Genomic DNA, 15436 nt, shown 5'->3' with positions numbered 1-15436 from the left:
CATTGCCGATCATCCCGCCGCCCGTATCGGCAGGCAGGAAAGCTATCCAGCCACTGCACCGCAGTGGCCTGAACCAGGAGATACACCATGCGTCAAACCTCAACCTTCCGCGTGCTTTCGCTGACGCTGCTGGCCGTTGCCACCATCGCCACCACCACCGGCTGTTTCAAGCGCGGAGCCAAAGGTGACTACGCCCTCGCCCCGGAATCGCGTCCGCTGGAAGTACCGCCGGATCTGAATCTGCCCAACACCGCCGGTGCCGCAGCGGTGCCGGCACTGGCGTCGGCGGTCAAGCCGTCACCGGCAGCTGCGGCCGCCAGCGCGCAGAGCGGTTTCGCGCTCAGTGGCAGCCGTGACGAAGTGTTTGCCAAGGTCGGAGAGGCACTGGCAGGGATCGAAGGGGTGAATATCGCCAGCCGGGCGCAGCTGCTGGGTTCCTATGACATCGGCTATGAGGGCAGCAACTTCCTCGTGCGCGTGGTGGCCGTGGATGCCGGCGCATACGTGTCGGCGGTGGATCCGCGTGGCCTGCCAGCCACCGATGCGGCGGCACTCAAGCTGGTGGAGGCATTGAAGGCGCGCCTGGGCGGCTGAGTCCGGGAGGATGCCGGAAAACGGAACGGGCGCCCAGAGCGCCCGTTTTCCATGGTCACGTTGAAAGGTTTCAGCGTTCCAGGAGTTTCAGCTTGTCCGGCCTGCCGTCCCACTCGGCGGCGTCGGCCGGCGGGTCCTTGCGCACGGTCAATACCGGCCAGGAGCGCGACAGCTCGGCGTTGAGGGCGACAAAACCTTCCTGCCCGGCGGGCACGTCGTCTTCAGGATAAATGGCGTTGACCGGGCACTCCGGTTCGCACAGCGTGCAGTCGATGCACTCGTCCGGGTCGATGACCAGGAAGTTCGGGCCTTCGTGGAAGCAATCGACGGGACAGACTTCAACGCAGTCGGTGTGTTTGCACTTGATGCAGTTTTCAGTAACGACAAAGGGCATGGCAGGGTCCGGCAGTTAGCCGCCTAATTCTAGAACAGATGCCGCCTCGGGGCATGGCTGTTCTCAGGATGGGGGTGGGCAGGGCGAATGCAAGCAATAGCCCGAGGTGCTGTTCTGCGGGTACCGCTGGTGTGGCTGCCCGGTCGCCGTTGCCATCGGGGCGAAGTCTGTCCGCAGCCGCCATCGGCCGGGGAAAAGGTCTGTGCACCGGGATCGTGCTGCTGGTGTGCCGGCTTCTGCCGGGCGCAGAAACACAAAAACCCCGCACGGGCGGGGTTTCTGCTGGAATCTGCCGGGCGACTGGCGCTCCCTAGGGGACTCGAACCCCTGTTTTAGCCTTGAGAGGGCCACGTCCTAACCACTAGACGAAGGGAGCGTATTGGTCGCGTCCGGCGAGCGCGCTAGTATATGCGTCCGGTTGCCGCTCGGCAATCCTGAAATTTCAACGGGAAGCGCCACCATCAATTCCACAGTTACAACGCCGTTCACGCTGCGCACCGTTGCGCGCGACCAGCACTGCATCTCGCGCAAGGACATCAGTCCCAATGCATTGCGCGTGCTCTACCGGCTGCGCGAGGCGGGCTTTGGCGCCTACCTGGTGGGCGGCGCGGTCCGTGACCTGCTGGTTGGCGGGCAGCCCAAGGATTTCGACGTGGCCACCGATGCCACGCCGGAGCAGGTCAAGCAGCTGTTCCGCAATTGCCGGCTGATCGGCCGCCGCTTCCGCCTGGCACATGTGGTGTTCGGCCGCGAGATCATCGAAGTGGCCACCTTCCGCGCCAACAGCGATGACGGCAGCGGCGACCGCGAGGTCGAGAACGGCATGCTGGTGCGCGACAACGTCTACGGCACGATCGAAGACGATGCGGTCCGGCGCGACTTCACCTGCAATGCGCTGTATTACGCGATCGAGGATTTCTCGGTGCGCGACTACACCGGCGGGTTCGAGGATGTGCTGGCGCGCAGGATGAAGCTCATCGGCGATCCGGAGCAGCGTTATCGCGAAGATCCGGTGCGGATGCTGCGCGCGGTGCGCCTGGCCGCCAAGCTGGGCTTCAGCATCGAGGCCGCCACCGCCGAGCCGATTCCGCGCCTGGCCAGCCTGTTGAACGAAGCGGCGCCGGCACGCCTGTTCGAAGAGGTGCTCAAGCTGTTCCTTTCCGGTCACGGTGTGGCCAGTTTCGAAGGGTTGGAGCGTTTCGGCCTGCTGGCGGTGCTGTTCCCGGAAAGTGCGGCGGCGCTCAAGAGCAATCGCACCGGTGCGCTGCGCCGCATCCTGATCGAGGGGCTGGGCAATACCGATGCGCGGGTCGCCAATGATGAGCCGGTGTCGCCGGCTTTCCTGTTCGCGCTGCTGCTGTGGCCGGCATTCTGCCGCTCGCTGATGGCGCTGCAGAAACAGGGCGTGGCGATCGAGGAGGCGCAGCGTCGCGCCGCTGACCGGGTGACAATGCACCAGCTCAGTACCATCGCGCTGCCACGCCGGTTCTCCCTGCCGATGCAGGAAATCTGGCTGCTGCAGTCGCGCTTCGGCTCGCGCCAGCGCAAGCGCGTCTACCGCACGCTGGCGCATCCGCGTTTCCGTGCGGCGTTTGATTTCCTGGTGCTGCGCGGGACGGCTTCGGCTGAACATGCTGAAGACATCGCTTTCTGGCGCGAGACGCAGCAGCAGTCCAGCCACGACCAGGACTCGGCGCAGGACGAGCTGGCTGCCGAAGTGCTGGTGGAGGGTGATGAACCGAGTCGCCGCCGTCGCCGTCGCCGCCGTGGGGCACCCACCGCGCTGGGCGAATAACGCCAGATGGATTCCGTGCTGGCCTGCGTCGGGCTGGGGGCGAACCTCGGCGATGCCTGTGGAACGGTCCGCGCCGCCATGCAGGCGCTGGCGCAGTTGCCACGCACGCGCGTGCAGGCCGGTTCCAGCCTGTACCGCACTCCGGCCTGGGGCAATGAGGCGCAACCACCTTTCATCAATGCGGCGGTGACGCTGGCGACGACGCTGGCGCCACTGGAGCTGCTCGACCAGTTGCTGGCCATCGAGCAGCGCTTCGGCCGTGTCCGCCTGCCGGGCGAACGCTGGGGTCCGCGCACGCTGGATCTGGACCTGTTGCTGTATGCCGACCAGGTCATCGACCTGCAGCGGCTGACGGTGCCGCATCCGTATCTGCATGAGCGCGCGTTCGCCTTGCTGCCGCTGGCTGAAGTGGCGCCCGAGGCGCTTATTCCCGGGCATGGAACGGTCCGTGCGCTGCTGGATGGCATCCAGACCTGCGCTATCAAGCGGATAGGGGGATAATGGCTGGCTTATCACCAATCGTTATCCTGACATGAGCATCCACGCTGACAGCAAGCCCTGGACGGTTCCAGCCCTGGTCGAAGCCAAGCGCAACGGCCAGAAGCTGGTGATGTTGACCGCCTACGATGCCGGCTTCGCCCGCGCCTTCGATGCCAACGGTGTCGACCTGATCCTGGTCGGCGATTCGCTGGGCATGGTGGTGCAGGGCCATGACTCCACGCTGCCGGTCAGCGTCGAGGATGTGGTCTACCACACCGCCGCGGTGAGCCGCGTGCTGCAACGCGCGCTGCTGGTTTCCGACCTGCCGTTCGGTGCCGATGCCACGCCCGAGCGGGCGCTGGATGCCTCCCTGAAGCTGCTGCAGGCCGGCGCGGAAATGGTCAAGCTCGAAGGTGCCGGCTTCAAGCTGGACATCATCCGTTACCTGGTGGAGCGTGAAATCCCGGTGTGTTCGCACCTGGGACTCACCCCGCAGTCGGTGTTGCGGCTGGGCGGATACCGGGTGCAGGGGCGCGGCGATGCCGCCCGGCAACTGCTTGACGATGCCAGGGCGGTGGCTGATGCCGGCGCCAGCCTGCTGGTACTGGAGTGCGTGCCGACGCCGCTGGCCGGGCGCGTCACCGCCGAAACCGCGATTCCCACCATCGGCATTGGCGCCGGCCCCGAATGCGACGGGCAGGTGCTGGTGCTGCACGATTTCCTGGGTCTGGACAGCGGCCACCGTCGTCCCAAGTTCGTCAAGGATTTCCTTGCCGAAGGCGGTTCGGTGGCGGGTGCGGTCCGCGCCTATGCCGACGCCGTCCGCGCCGGAACCTTCCCCGACGCAGAGCACGCATACGCATCATGATCGAAACCGTCACCGAACTTTCCCGGCTGCGCGCCCTGGTCCGCGGCTGGAAGCGCGAAGGTCTGCGCGTGGCGCTGGTGCCCACCATGGGCAACCTGCATGCCGGCCACTATTCGCTGGTGAAGCTGGCACGCCAGTACGCCGACAGGGTGGTGTCGAGCGTCTTCGTCAATCCGACCCAGTTCGGCCCGAACGAGGATTTCACCCGCTACCCGCGCACGCCCGAGGCCGATACCAGCGGCCTGGAGCAGGCCGGCTGTGACGTGCTGTGGCTGCCGACGGTCGAATCGATGTACCCGTTTGGCGTGGAGCTGGCCGCCAACGTGCATGTGCCGGGCGTGAGCGCACTGCTGGAGGGCGCCCACCGCCCGGGTCATTTCGATGGCGTGTGCACGGTGGTCACACGGCTGTTCAACCAGGTGCAGCCGGATGTGGCCGCGTTTGGCCGCAAGGACTACCAGCAGCTGGCGGTGATCCGGCAGATGGTGGCTGATCTGGCGTTTCCGATCGAAATCGTCGGTGGCGAGATCGTGCGCGAGGCCGATGGCCTGGCGATGAGCTCCCGTAACCAGTACCTCACCGCCGATGTGCGGCCGCAGGCTACCGTCATCCGCCAGGTGCTGCTGGAGATGCGTGACGCCTGTCTGGCCGGGACAGCGCACGGCCAGGTGGAGGCTGACGCAACGGCCAGGCTGCAGGCGGCAGGCTATCAGGTGGACTACGCCACGGTGCGGATGCCGGACCTGGGCGAGCCGGGTGATGACTGTGGTGGCGCCCGGGTGGCGCTGGTGGCGGCCAAGCTGGGCAGTACCCGCCTGATCGACAATATCGAGTTCTGAACCTCGCCCCGTGAGACTCCGCATGTCCGTCAATGGCGTGCGGGAGGACGGAAAATGGCGCCGCTATGGCGCCATTTTCGTGTGCGGCAAGCGCCGCTGGGGACGCCATGTTGCAGTGCGGGCAAGTGCCGCCGCCGGTGCTAGACTGCGGGTTTTCTCCCTGCAGTTCTGTATCGCCATGCAACTTTCCCTGCTCAAGACCAAGATCCACCGCGCCACCGTCACCCACTCGGAGCTGAACTACGAAGGCTCCATCGCGATCGACGACAACCTGCTGCAAGCCACCGGCATCCGCGAGTTCGAACAGGTGCACATCTGGGACGTCACCAACGGCGCCCGTTTCAGCACCTACGCCCTGCGTGCCGAGGCAGGCAGCGGGATCATCTCGCTCAATGGCGGTGCCGCGCGTCATGTGCAGGTGGGCGACATCATCATCATCGCCGCCTTCGCCAGCATGAGCGAGGAAGAGGCCGACCGTTTCCAGCCGAAGCTGGTCTACGTCGATGGTGACAACCGCATCACCCACACCAACAACTCCATTCCCACACAGGCCGCATGACCACAAACAACGGATTCGACCTATTGCACGCCCACGCCCAGCGACTGCAGGGCATGGACATCCCCACGCTGTTGGCCGCCGAGCCGGACCGGGTGAAACGCCTGGCGCTCAAGGTCGGTCCGTTGTACGTGAACTTCGCGCGGCAGACCTACGACCGTACCGCGCTGGATGCGCTGCTGGAACTGGCCGCGCGGCGTGATGTTGCCGGCGGCTTCGCGCGCCAGTTTGGCGGTGAGCGGATCAACATCACCGAAGACCGCGCGGTACTGCACAGCGCCTTGCGCGGTGATGTCGGCACCACCCCGGTCGCGCTTGCCGCACGCGCCGAAGCCAGTGCGGTGCTGACGCAGATGGGGGCGCTGGTCAAGGCGCTGGAGGCCGGCACGGTCACCGACATCGTCAGTGTCGGTATCGGCGGTTCGGATCTCGGCCCGCGTCTGGTGGCTGATGCGCTGCGCCCTGCCAGCGGTGCGCGTTTCCGCGTGCATTTCGTCTCCAATGTCGATGGCGCGGCGATGCAGCGCACGCTGGCGACGCTGGATCCGGCCACGACTGCCGGCATCCTGATCTCCAAGACCTTCGGTACCCAGGAAACCCTGCTCAACGGCAGCATCCTGCGCGACTGGCTGGGGGGCAGCGAGCGCCTGTACGCGGTCAGTGCCAATCCCGAGCGCGCCGCCAAGGCCTTCGACATTGCTGCCGAGCGTGTATTGCCGATGTGGGACTGGGTGGGCGGACGCTATTCGCTGTGGTCGGCGGTCGGTTTCCCGATCGCGCTGGCGATCGGCTTCGAGCGTTTCGGCCAGCTGCTGGAAGGCGCCGCGGAAATGGACGCGCATGCGGCCAGTGCGCCGCTGGAGCACAACCTGCCGGTGCTGCATGCGCTGACCGATATCTGGAACCGCAACGTGCTTGGCCACGCCACGCACGCGGTGATGACCTACGACCAGCGCCTGGCGCTGCTGCCGGCCTACCTGCAGCAGCTGGTGATGGAAAGCCTGGGCAAGCGGGTGAAGCTGGATGGCAGTCCGGTGGATGCCGATACCGTGCCGGTGTGGTGGGGCGGGGCCGGCACCGACGTGCAGCACAGCTTCTTCCAGGCGTTGCACCAGGGCAGCAGCATCGTGCCGGCCGATTTCATCGGCTGCGTGCACAGCGACCATCCGTATGCCATCAACCACCAGGCGCTGCTGGCCAACCTGCTGGCGCAGACCGAGGCGCTGGCCAACGGCCAGGACAGCGAGGACCCGCACCGCCAGTATCCGGGCGGTCGTCCCAGCACCTTGATCCTGCTCGATGCGCTGACGCCGCACGCGCTGGGCGCGCTGATCGCGATGTACGAACATGCGGTGTACGTGCAGTCGCTGATCTGGGATATCAACGCGTTCGACCAGTTCGGTGTCGAGCTGGGCAAGCAGCTGGCCAGCCAGCTGTTGCCGGCACTGCAGGGCGAGGCGGTGGAAATCACCGATCCGATGACCCGCGAGGTGTTGGCGCAGCTGCGCTGATTGTTGTTTTCAGCAATACGGAAACGCCGCGCCTGTAGCGCGGCGTTTCTTTTTTTGGCCGATTCCCGGTGCCGGAGCGGAGTAGACTGGCTGCAGGAATTGCCACGTCCGGCTTTCAGCTTTCTTTGCCTCGCGGGCGGCGTGCCGCAGCGAATACTCAGCGATTGGGATCACGTTCCGGACTGGGCCGCTTGAGCAGCTTGCGTTGCAGCGAGCGGCGGTGCATACCGAGCAGGCGCGCGGCAGCGGAAACATTGCCGCCGGTTTCATGCAGGGCCTGCTGGATGTGCTCCCACTGCAGGCGGCTGATCGGTGTCATCGCATCCGGTGGTTCCACTTCTTCGGGTTCTTCGCCGGCCTCGTCGTCCTCGCCGAGGGCGCGCAGGATCATCTGCACCGTTGCCGGTTTGGGCAGGTAGTCATCGGCGCCCAGCTTGATCGCCTCCACCGCGGTGGCGATGGAGGCGTAGCCAGTGACCAGCAGGATGCGCATCTCCTGACGCAACTCGCGCAGCGGCTGGATCAGGTTCAATCCGGACTCGCTGCCGAGCTTGAGGTCGATCAGCGCGAAGGCCGGAGGCGCTGCCGTGGCCGCTTGCAGTGCGCTGTCGATGTCGGTGGCGGTGACCGTCTCGATCCCGCGACGGGCCAGCGTGCGTTGCAGGGTGCGCAGGTACAGCGGGTCATCGTCGACCAGCAGGCCGTGTGTCACAGGGTCATTCATGCATTTGTTCCGGAGTTGTCCAGCGGCAGGCGGAAGCCGACACGCGCGCCCTGGCCTTCGGCCGGGCGCATCCACAGTTCGCCATGCAGCCGCTCAATGGTGGCATGGGAGAGAGCAAGGCCGACACCCATGCCGCCGGCCTTGCCGCTGTTGAACAGGGTGCCGGGCAGGGCGGCATCGCCGGCATTGAAGCCGGGGCCATAGTCGCGCACCTCGCCAAACAGCTGCCCATCCTGCAGCCGCAGGTCCAGATCCACCTGCGGACGCCCGGCGTGTTCGCCGGCATCGGCGGCGTTGTTGAGCAGCACCTGCAGCAGGTGGCCGATGCCTGGATCCAGCTGCAGTTGCAGCGGTGCGTCAGGGTTGCGTTGCAGCTTGATGGTCGGCCGCACCAGTCGCCATTGTTCAAGCACATGGCCGATCGAGGCACGCTTGCGGCCAGGGCGCGCGCCTTCGGCGGGGGCGGCCAGTGCCAGCACCCGCTCACGGCATTGGACCAGCAGCTCGCGCAGGGTTTCCAGATCGTCGCGCATCTCCGGATCACCGCCACACTGCTCGGCGATATCGTCGGTAAGCAGGGTCATCGTCGCCAGCGGGGTATTGAGTTCATGCGCAACCGAGGCGGCGTGGGTGGCCAGCGCGACAATGCCCTCGTTGCGTACGAAGCGTTCGCGCAGCAACGCCAGCTGGTTCTCGCGCTCGCGCAAGGCCGCCGCCAGGCGGGTGGAAAACACCAGCACCACGACGCTGGACAGCAGGAAATTGGCTGCCGCGCCCCACAGGTGCAGGCTCATCGAATCGAAATGGCCGCCCTTCAGTGGCAGGCCGAACACCGCACTGAGGGCGTAGCCGGCCACGCATGCGGCGGCCACCGCATGGGTCCAGCGCAGCGGCAGGGCCAGTGCGGCCAATGCGATCAGGATCAGGAACAGCGAGCCGAACGGGTTGGCGATGCCGCCGCTCCATCCGACCATCCAGGTGAGCACGGTAACATCGACGAGGATGTGGCCGAAGGCGGTGACCGGCGCCGGATCGCTGTCGCGCACGCGCAGTTGTACGTACAGGTTGAACAGCGCCAGTACGGATACGCCGGCCCACAGCGGCACATGAGGCAACTCCAGTCCCAGCAGCCAGGTGGCGACGAGGATGGTGGTGGCCTGGCCGGCGGTGGCCAGCCAGCGCAGGCTGCACAGGGTGCGCAGGAACGAGGTGTCGGGGGAATTCATATGCCCATCGTAGGGTGTCATCGGGGTCAGGCCCAGCATGATTCATACCCGCTGCTGGAGGGGCGCGCTAAAATGTCCGCATGCATGATGCCGTGACCCGACCGACTCCGCCCACCGACGCGACCGCGTGGCCCCGCCGTATCACCCAGCCCGTGGATATCGGCGGGGTGAAGGTGGGCGGTGGCCATCCCGTTGTCGTCCAGTCGATGACCAATACCGATACCGCCGATGTCGCTGCCAGCGTCAAACAGGTGGCCGAGCTGTGGCGCGCCGGTTCGGAGATGGTGCGGCTGACCGTCAACAATCCCGAGTCGGCCGCGGCCATCCCGCGCATCGTCGAGAAGCTGGCGATGATGGGGATCGACGTGCCGCTGATCGGTGATTTCCACTACAACGGCCACCAGTTGCTGAGCAATGAACCGGCGTGTGCCGAGGCGTTGGCCAAGTACCGCATCAATCCGGGCAACGTCGGTTTCGGCAAGAAGAAGGACACCCAGTTCGCGCAGCTGATCGAGTTCGCCATCAGGTACAACAAACCGGTGCGCATCGGTGCCAACTGGGGCTCGCTGGACCAGTCGCTGGCAGCGAAGCTGATGGACGAGAACAGCCAGCGTGCGCAACCGTGGGATGCCGGCCGGGTGCTGCGCGAGGCGCTGATCCGTTCGGCCATCGACTCGGCCGAAACCGCTGTTGAACTGGGTCTGCCGCGCGATCGCATCGTGCTGTCGGCCAAGGTCAGCGGCGTGCAGGAACTGATCGCGGTCTACCGTGACCTCGCCAACCGCTCCGACTTCGCCTTGCACCTGGGCCTGACCGAAGCCGGCATCGGCAGCAAGGGTATCGTCGCCTCGTCGGCGGCGCTGGCGGTGCTGTTGCAGGAAGGCATCGGTGACACCATCCGCATCTCGCTGACGCCCGAACCGGGGCAGTCGCGTACGCAGGAAGTCATCGTCGCGCAGGAGCTGCTGCAGACCAACGGGCAGCGTGCGTTCACGCCGATGGTCACCGCCTGCCCGGGCTGCGGCCGTACCACATCCGAGTTCTTCCAGGAGCTGGCCAAGGTGGTGCAGAACCACGTGCGCGAGAAGATGCCGGTGTGGCGCGTCAGCCATCCGGGCGCCGAGAACATGACCCTGGCGGTGATGGGCTGCATCGTCAACGGCCCGGGTGAGTCGCGCCATGCCAACATCGGCATCTCGCTGCCGGGTACCGGTGAGGCGCCGGCGGCGCCGGTGTTCGTCGATGGCGAGAAGAAGGTGACGCTGCGCGGTGAAAACATCGCTCATGAATTTGTCGCGCTGATCGACGAATACGTCGATACGAAATATGCGCGCAGTGCGGACTGAGGAAGGGGGCGATTCCCGCCTGATGCGGCGGCCGGCGCGGGTGGTGGCATGCCGGCCGTGCCGCACGGGACACCGGCATGGCGCCTGAGGTTCCTGCCCGCAGGCGCGGGGAGGGTGGCGACAGGCTCGCCGCTGAGGCCGAGGTCGATCGTGAGGTGGCCGGTCCGCACCGCTGGCGGACCGGCAGTGCACGCTGGTTGACGGTGCTGTTCACCGGCGTGTTGCTGCCGCTGACGGTTTTTATCGTGCTGGTCGATGCCATCGGTGAGGGGAAGCCCCTGCCTGTGGACACTGCGCTGCTGATGTGGATGCAGGCACGTGCATCGCCGGCGCTGGATGGGTTTTTCGTGGTGGTTTCCAGGTTCGGCTACGAATGGGGCGTGATCCCGCTCGACCTGCTGCTGGTGGCGGGATTGCTGTGGCGCCGCCGCTGGCGTGATGCCGCCTTTGCCGCAACCGCCCTGGCCGGTGCGGCCCTGTTGAATCTGGGCAGCAAACAGCTGTTCCAGCGTGTCCGCCCGGATTTGTGGGAATCGATCGCACCGGAAAGCACTTTCAGTTTTCCCAGTGGACACGCAATGGGGGCGATGGCGTTGGCGCTCACGCTGGTGCTGCTGGCCTGGCCCACGCGCTGGCGGCACCTGGTTGTTTTGTTCGCCGTCGTTTTTGTCGCGCTGGTCGGGATCTCGCGGGTCTATCTGGGTGTGCATTTCCCGTCCGACATCCTTGCCGGCTGGTGCGCGGCGCTGGCGTGGGTGCTGGGAATGCATCTGCTGATGTACCGGTGGCGCAGATCAGGGCCGGATGGATGATGCCGGGATCAGGGATTTCCCTATTCCGGCCGGGTCATATCCTTATGCTGGCAATGGGGGTGCTTGTGCATAGTGGGCCCGCTGCCGCCATGGGCGATGCCTGAGCGACTCCGGCGCCGGCTCGTGGTCATGCCCGTCCTGGCCGATAATGGCCGGATTGAACAGGATGATCGATATCGGGGAGGGAGATCGATCATCCTCTTGTATACGGGATATGGATGGATCCAGCCTGTTGGCTAGTCTTCGGGGAGTGTTGCCATGACCGTCGAAGTTTTTCTGGTGGACGACCACGCGCTGGTCCGCACAGGTATCAAGATGATCCTGTCCGGGCAGGCCGATATCACGGTAGTGGGCGAAGCCGAAAGCGGTGAGCAGGCGCTGCCGGAGATCCGCAGGCTCAAGCCGCATGTGGTGCTGTGCGACCTGCACCTGCCCGGTTTGAGCGGGCTGGAAATCACCGAGCGTATCGTCAAGGGCAATTACGGCACCCGGGTCATCATCGTCTCGGTACTGGAAGACGGGCCGATGCCCAAGCGGCTGATGGAGGCCGGTGCATCCGGCTATGTCGGCAAGGCAGGGGATGCGCAGGAGTTGATCCGTGCGATCCACAGTGTCGCGCAGGGCAAGCGCTATCTGGCCAGCACTGTGGCCCAGCATCTTGCACTTGCGACCATCGGCCCGGAGTCGCCGTTCGATACGCTGTCACCCCGCGAGATGGAAGTCGCCCTGCTGCTGATCCAGGGTTACCGGCAGGAAGAGGTGGCGCGCCGCCTGAGCCTGAGTGCGAAGACGGTGAACACACACAAGGCGCGTCTTTTCGAAAAGCTCATGGTGCACGATGGCATCGCCCTGGCCCGCTTGGCGACACAGTACGGGGTGGTTGAACCGGTGAAGAGTCTCTGATCCGGCCAATATCGCATCCACACTCGTCGAGCGCTGGCAGACGACTGCCCAAACAGAAAAGCGGCCTTGAAGGCCGCTTTTCTGTTTTCCAGGAAGGAGAAGGTCAGGCGCCGTGAGCGGTCCGGCTTTCTTCTTTTTCCGCTTTGTCTTCAGCGGAATCGGCAACGGCTGCGGTCTGTTCTGCCGGCTGCGGCTCGGCGCTGGCCGCCACTTCCGTGGCAGTTTCCGGCACCGGCTCGTTGCTGGCAGCCTCCGCCGCTGCGTCCTGTGCAGGGGTGAACAGCTGGCCGTTTTCCGGTGCCGGTGCGGCCTGCGGCGCGATAGCCGGCTGCACTTCGGCGAGGGTTTGTGCAGGCACATCCTTCACAACCGGGGCCGGTGTTTCAGCACGGGTTTCGACCGCCGGAGTGGCCGTTTCCGCAGCGGCAACCGGGGTGGGTTCAGCCGTGGCTGCAGGTTCGGACGGGGAGGCCGCAGCGGCGCTGTCGGCCTCCGGGGACGGAGCTTCCTCCGCAGCCGGGGGCGTGGTGGCGACCGGAGCGGAGGGGGCGATTGCTTCCGCAGCAACCACGGCGGTGGCAACTGCTGCCGGCACGACCGGCTTCGGAACCTGTCCGCTGGCGATTGCCGGAGCTGCGCCGGGCTCATCGTCGAAGTCGAATTCCGGCTGCGCACCGCGCGGCGGGGTGATGTCCGCCGTGGTCGCCGCAGCGCTTTCGTCTGCAGCGTCCTCGTTGCTGCCGAGCATTTCCTCGTCAGTCCCGCTGTTTTCACCTGTCTCGGCGTTGTCGCTACCACCACGACGGCGGCGGCGGCCACCGCGACGCCCGCGACGGCGACGGCTGCCACCATCGCCGGTACCTTCGCCATCCTCGGCAACGGCCGGGTTGGCTGCGCTATCACCTTCATTGGCGGTGGTGCGGCTGGTCGGATCCTCGTCAGCAACCAGCGGCTGGATAGCCTCGGCCGCCTGCGGTTTGCCCTGCTGCGGCGCCAGCGGGGTCGCCGTGGTCTCGCTGGTGGCGACGATGGCTGCCGCTGCCACGGTTGCCGGCAGGGTATCCACAGGAGCCTGTACTGCCTGCGCGGCTTCAGCCAGCGGCTGACGGGCCTGCTTCTCGGCGGACGCTACCGGGAGATTCTCACCTTCATGCTGCTTCGGTGGACGTGGCTGCTTCTGCTGCTTGGGCTGCTGTTCGTTGTTGCGGCCCTGCTTCTGCTGCTCGTTGTTGCGCGGGTGCTTTGGCTGCTTGGCCGGCTGGGCATTGCCCTGTGCCTGCGGCTGCGGGCTGGCCGCATTCTGGCGGCGTTCCTCGCGACGGTTGCCGTTGTTGCGGGCCTGCGGCTGGCCGTTGCCGTTCTGGCGACGCTCCTCGCGGCGCGGGTTGCGGTCATTGCGGTTGTTGCGGCCACCTTCCTGGCGCTGCGGCTGGGCCGCAGGCGCTGCCGTAGCGGCTTCACCGCCGAAGATCCGCTTGAGCCAGCCCATCACGCCACCTGCCGCCGCCGGGGCGACCGGAGTTGCGACCGGTGCCGGCGCCGTTTCCGGAATCTCGCGGACCGGTGCCGGCTGGCTGTGCTTGACCTGGGTCACCGCCGGAGCCGGCGGGATGTTGAGCTGGGCCTTGGTCAGCGCATGCACCGGCAGCTTGCGCGGGGTACCACGCTGGTAGCTCGGCCGTGCACTTTCCTCGCCCAGCTCGTTGTCGCGCAGGCGGGTGACTTCGTAGTGCGGGGTGTGCAGCTGCTCGTCGGCGACGATGACGATCGGGGCGTCGTGCCGCTTCTCGATTTCGCGCAGCGCGCTGCGCTTCTCGTTGAGCAGGAAGTTGGCGATCTCCACCGGCGCCTGGACCAGCACCTGCCCGGTGTTCTCCTTCATCGCATGCTCTTCGGCGACGCGGATGATCGACAGCGACAGCGATTCGACGCTGCGCATGCGGCCCTGGCCGTCACAGCGCGGGCAGACGATCTGGCTGGATTCGCCCAGGCTCGGACGCAGGCGCTGGCGGCTCATCTCCATCAGGCCGAAGCGCGAGATGCGGCCCAGCTGGACGCGCGCACGGTCGTACTTCAGTGCGTTCTGCAGGCGGTTCTCGACTTCGCGCTGGTGCTTGCTGGAGGACATGTCGATGAAGTCGATGACCACCAGGCCGCCCAGGTCGCGCAGGCGCAGCTGGCGGGCCACTTCTTCGGCCGCTTCCAGATTGGTCTGGAACGCGGTGTCCTCGATGTCGCTGCCCTTGGTGGCGCGCGCCGAGTTCACGTCCACGGCGGTCAGCGCTTCGGTCTGGTCGACCACGATCGAACCGCCGGAGGGCAGGCGCACGTTGCGCTCGTAGATCGCCTCGATCTGCGATTCGATCTGGAAGCGGTTGAACAGCGGGATGTCGTCCTTGTAGTGCTTGAGCTTGCGCAGCGTCTGCGGCATCACCTGCTGCATGAACTCGCGCGCGGTCTCGTACAGCTCCTCGGTGTCGACCAGGATTTCGCCGATGTCCGAACGCAGGTAATCACGCAGGGCACGCACGATCAGGCGCGACTCCTGGTAGACCAGGAACGGCGCCGGCTTGGTCAGCGCGGCCTCGGCGATCGAGCGCCACACCTGCAGCAGGTAGTCCAGGTCCCACTGCAGCTCTTCGGCATCGCGGCCGACGCCGGCGGTGCGGATGATCACGCCCATGTCGTCGGGGATGTTCAGCTTGTCCAGCGCTTCCTTCAGCGCGGCACGGTCTTCGCCCTCGATGCGGCGCGAGACGCCACCGGCCGACGGCGAGTTCGGCATCAGCACCATGTAGCGGCCGGCCAGCGAGATGAAGGTGGTCAGGGCGGCGCCCTTGTTGCCACGTTCTTCCTTGTCGACCTGGACGACGATTTCCTGGCCTTCGCGCAGCAGTTCCTTGATGCCGGCCTTGTTGTGGTCGACGCCGGACTGGAAGTAATCGCGGGAGATTTCCTTCAGCGGCAGGAAGCCGTGGCGGTCACCGCCGTATTCGACAAAGGCGGCCTCGAGCGACGGCTCCAGGCGGGTGATGCGGCCCTTGTAGATGTTGGACTTCTTCTGTTCCTTGGACGGCTGTTCGATGTCGATGTCGTACAGGTTTTGCCCGTCGACGATGGCCACGCGCAGTTCTTCAGCCTGCGTGGCATTGATCAGCATTCGCTTCATTGTGCGTTCCTCGCGCGCTGCTACCGCGCGGAACGCCATGGCGTTTCGCCTCTGGACACGGGTCGCCGCCCATTCGCGCAGGCGCGGACAGGGCGACTTGGGTTTCCAGCGCTACGACACCACGGCAAGCCGCGGGAGCGCTTCTGTTTTTGGGTTTCAGGTGTTTCAGGGCCGGCGGCCGCATCCGGCCGTGGCCGGGGCGTCGCACGGGACATATGT

General features: G+C 66.0%; 14 protein-coding genes and 1 tRNA gene. 10 read left to right on the top strand and 5 right to left on the bottom strand.

Annotated elements, in window-relative coordinates; genetic code table 11:
- Positions 1 to 87: 87 nt before the first annotated feature.
- On the top strand, positions 88 to 594 hold the full coding sequence (locus ACSBPQ_RS10310) for a hypothetical protein (RefSeq protein WP_442682063.1): 507 nt from the start codon (positions 88 to 90) through the stop codon (positions 592 to 594).
- A gap of 70 nt (positions 595 to 664) precedes the next feature.
- Here ACSBPQ_RS10310 and fdxA read toward each other — a convergent pair whose 3' ends face one another.
- Both fdxA and ACSBPQ_RS10300 read right to left on the bottom strand, forming a co-directional pair.
- On the bottom strand, positions 665 to 988 hold the full coding sequence (gene fdxA, locus ACSBPQ_RS10305; RefSeq protein WP_442682062.1) for a ferredoxin FdxA: 324 nt from the start codon (positions 986 to 988) through the stop codon (positions 665 to 667).
- Positions 989 to 1289: 301 nt separating this feature from the next.
- A tRNA-Glu gene (locus tag ACSBPQ_RS10300) sits at positions 1290 to 1364 on the bottom strand.
- A gap of 42 nt (positions 1365 to 1406) precedes the next feature.
- Between ACSBPQ_RS10300 and pcnB the strand changes: the two genes are divergently transcribed.
- From pcnB to pgi, 6 genes are all read left to right on the top strand, one after another.
- Positions 1407 to 2783 (top strand): polynucleotide adenylyltransferase PcnB, encoded by a 1377-nt coding sequence (pcnB, locus tag ACSBPQ_RS10295; protein WP_442682061.1) that lies wholly within the window; start codon positions 1407 to 1409, stop codon positions 2781 to 2783.
- Positions 2784 to 2789: 6 nt separating this feature from the next.
- On the top strand, positions 2790 to 3284 hold the full coding sequence (gene folK, locus ACSBPQ_RS10290; protein ID WP_442682060.1) for a 2-amino-4-hydroxy-6-hydroxymethyldihydropteridine diphosphokinase: 495 nt from the start codon (positions 2790 to 2792) through the stop codon (positions 3282 to 3284).
- Positions 3285 to 3315: 31 nt separating this feature from the next.
- Positions 3316 to 4131, top strand: a complete 816-nt coding sequence (gene panB / locus ACSBPQ_RS10285) for a 3-methyl-2-oxobutanoate hydroxymethyltransferase (protein WP_442682059.1) — start codon at positions 3316 to 3318, stop codon at positions 4129 to 4131.
- On the top strand, positions 4128 to 4970 hold the full coding sequence (gene panC, locus ACSBPQ_RS10280) for a pantoate--beta-alanine ligase (protein ID WP_442682058.1): 843 nt from the start codon (positions 4128 to 4130) through the stop codon (positions 4968 to 4970). Before panB ends, panC begins: the two co-directional genes overlap by 4 nt.
- A 178-nt stretch (positions 4971 to 5148) precedes the next feature.
- On the top strand, positions 5149 to 5529 hold the full coding sequence (gene panD / locus ACSBPQ_RS10275) for an aspartate 1-decarboxylase (RefSeq protein ID WP_442684568.1): 381 nt from the start codon (positions 5149 to 5151) through the stop codon (positions 5527 to 5529).
- Positions 5526 to 7037, top strand: coding sequence for a glucose-6-phosphate isomerase (gene pgi / locus ACSBPQ_RS10270; protein ID WP_442682057.1), 1512 nt, complete (start codon positions 5526 to 5528; stop codon positions 7035 to 7037). Before panD ends, pgi begins: the two co-directional genes overlap by 4 nt.
- A gap of 157 nt (positions 7038 to 7194) precedes the next feature.
- Here the strand turns inward: pgi and ACSBPQ_RS10265 are convergent, their stop codons facing one another.
- Both ACSBPQ_RS10265 and ACSBPQ_RS10260 read right to left on the bottom strand, forming a co-directional pair.
- Positions 7195 to 7761, bottom strand: a complete 567-nt coding sequence (locus tag ACSBPQ_RS10265) for a response regulator transcription factor (RefSeq protein WP_442682056.1) — start codon at positions 7759 to 7761, stop codon at positions 7195 to 7197.
- Positions 7758 to 8987 (bottom strand): ATP-binding protein, encoded by a 1230-nt coding sequence (locus ACSBPQ_RS10260; protein ID WP_442682055.1) that lies wholly within the window; start codon positions 8985 to 8987, stop codon positions 7758 to 7760. Before ACSBPQ_RS10260 ends, ACSBPQ_RS10265 begins: the two co-directional genes overlap by 4 nt.
- Positions 8988 to 9067: 80 nt before the next feature.
- Here ACSBPQ_RS10260 and ispG point away from each other — a divergent pair, with 80 nt between their 5' ends.
- The 3 genes from ispG (at position 9068) to ACSBPQ_RS10245 (ending at position 12048) form a co-directional block, all read left to right on the top strand.
- Positions 9068 to 10333, top strand: coding sequence for a flavodoxin-dependent (E)-4-hydroxy-3-methylbut-2-enyl-diphosphate synthase (gene ispG, locus ACSBPQ_RS10255; RefSeq protein WP_442682054.1), 1266 nt, complete (start codon positions 9068 to 9070; stop codon positions 10331 to 10333).
- 197 nt (positions 10334 to 10530) lie between these two features.
- Positions 10531 to 11145 carry a phosphatase PAP2 family protein gene (locus ACSBPQ_RS10250; RefSeq protein ID WP_442682053.1) on the top strand — a complete coding sequence of 205 codons (615 nt, stop codon included), beginning with the start codon at positions 10531 to 10533 and terminating at the stop codon, positions 11143 to 11145.
- A gap of 258 nt (positions 11146 to 11403) precedes the next feature.
- Positions 11404 to 12048 (top strand): response regulator, encoded by a 645-nt coding sequence (locus ACSBPQ_RS10245; protein WP_442682052.1) that lies wholly within the window; start codon positions 11404 to 11406, stop codon positions 12046 to 12048.
- 103 nt (positions 12049 to 12151) lie between these two features.
- On the opposite strand, the gene ACSBPQ_RS10240 is transcribed toward ACSBPQ_RS10245, so the two are convergent.
- Positions 12152 to 15217, bottom strand: a complete 3066-nt coding sequence (locus ACSBPQ_RS10240; RefSeq protein ID WP_442682051.1) for an Rne/Rng family ribonuclease — start codon at positions 15215 to 15217, stop codon at positions 12152 to 12154.
- Between the last annotated feature and the right edge of the window lie 219 nt (positions 15218 to 15436).

Source organism: Stenotrophomonas sp. JC08, assembly GCF_052180205.1.
Classification (GTDB): domain Bacteria; phylum Pseudomonadota; class Gammaproteobacteria; order Xanthomonadales; family Xanthomonadaceae; genus Stenotrophomonas.
This window is presented reverse-complemented; position numbering and strand designations above follow the sequence as displayed.

Excerpts from the sequence above, each read along its gene's own strand:
- ispG (WP_442682054.1), top strand. The coding sequence starts at position 9,068 with ATGCATGATGCCGTGACCCGACCGACTCCGCCCACCGACGCGACCGCG.
- ACSBPQ_RS10240 (WP_442682051.1), bottom strand. The coding sequence starts at position 15,217 with ATGAAGCGAATGCTGATCAATGCCACGCAGGCTGAAGAACTGCGCGTG.
- fdxA (WP_442682062.1), bottom strand. The coding sequence starts at position 988 with ATGCCCTTTGTCGTTACTGAAAACTGCATCAAGTGCAAACACACCGAC.
- ACSBPQ_RS10245 (WP_442682052.1), top strand. The coding sequence starts at position 11,404 with ATGACCGTCGAAGTTTTTCTGGTGGACGACCACGCGCTGGTCCGCACA.
- panC (WP_442682058.1), top strand. The coding sequence starts at position 4,128 with ATGATCGAAACCGTCACCGAACTTTCCCGGCTGCGCGCCCTGGTCCGC.
- folK (WP_442682060.1), top strand. The coding sequence starts at position 2,790 with ATGGATTCCGTGCTGGCCTGCGTCGGGCTGGGGGCGAACCTCGGCGAT.
- panD (WP_442684568.1), top strand. The coding sequence starts at position 5,149 with ATGCAACTTTCCCTGCTCAAGACCAAGATCCACCGCGCCACCGTCACC.
- ACSBPQ_RS10310 (WP_442682063.1), top strand. The coding sequence starts at position 88 with ATGCGTCAAACCTCAACCTTCCGCGTGCTTTCGCTGACGCTGCTGGCC.
- panB (WP_442682059.1), top strand. The coding sequence starts at position 3,316 with ATGAGCATCCACGCTGACAGCAAGCCCTGGACGGTTCCAGCCCTGGTC.
- ACSBPQ_RS10265 (WP_442682056.1), bottom strand. The coding sequence starts at position 7,761 with ATGAATGACCCTGTGACACACGGCCTGCTGGTCGACGATGACCCGCTG.
- pgi (WP_442682057.1), top strand. The coding sequence starts at position 5,526 with ATGACCACAAACAACGGATTCGACCTATTGCACGCCCACGCCCAGCGA.
- ACSBPQ_RS10260 (WP_442682055.1), bottom strand. The coding sequence starts at position 8,987 with ATGAATTCCCCCGACACCTCGTTCCTGCGCACCCTGTGCAGCCTGCGC.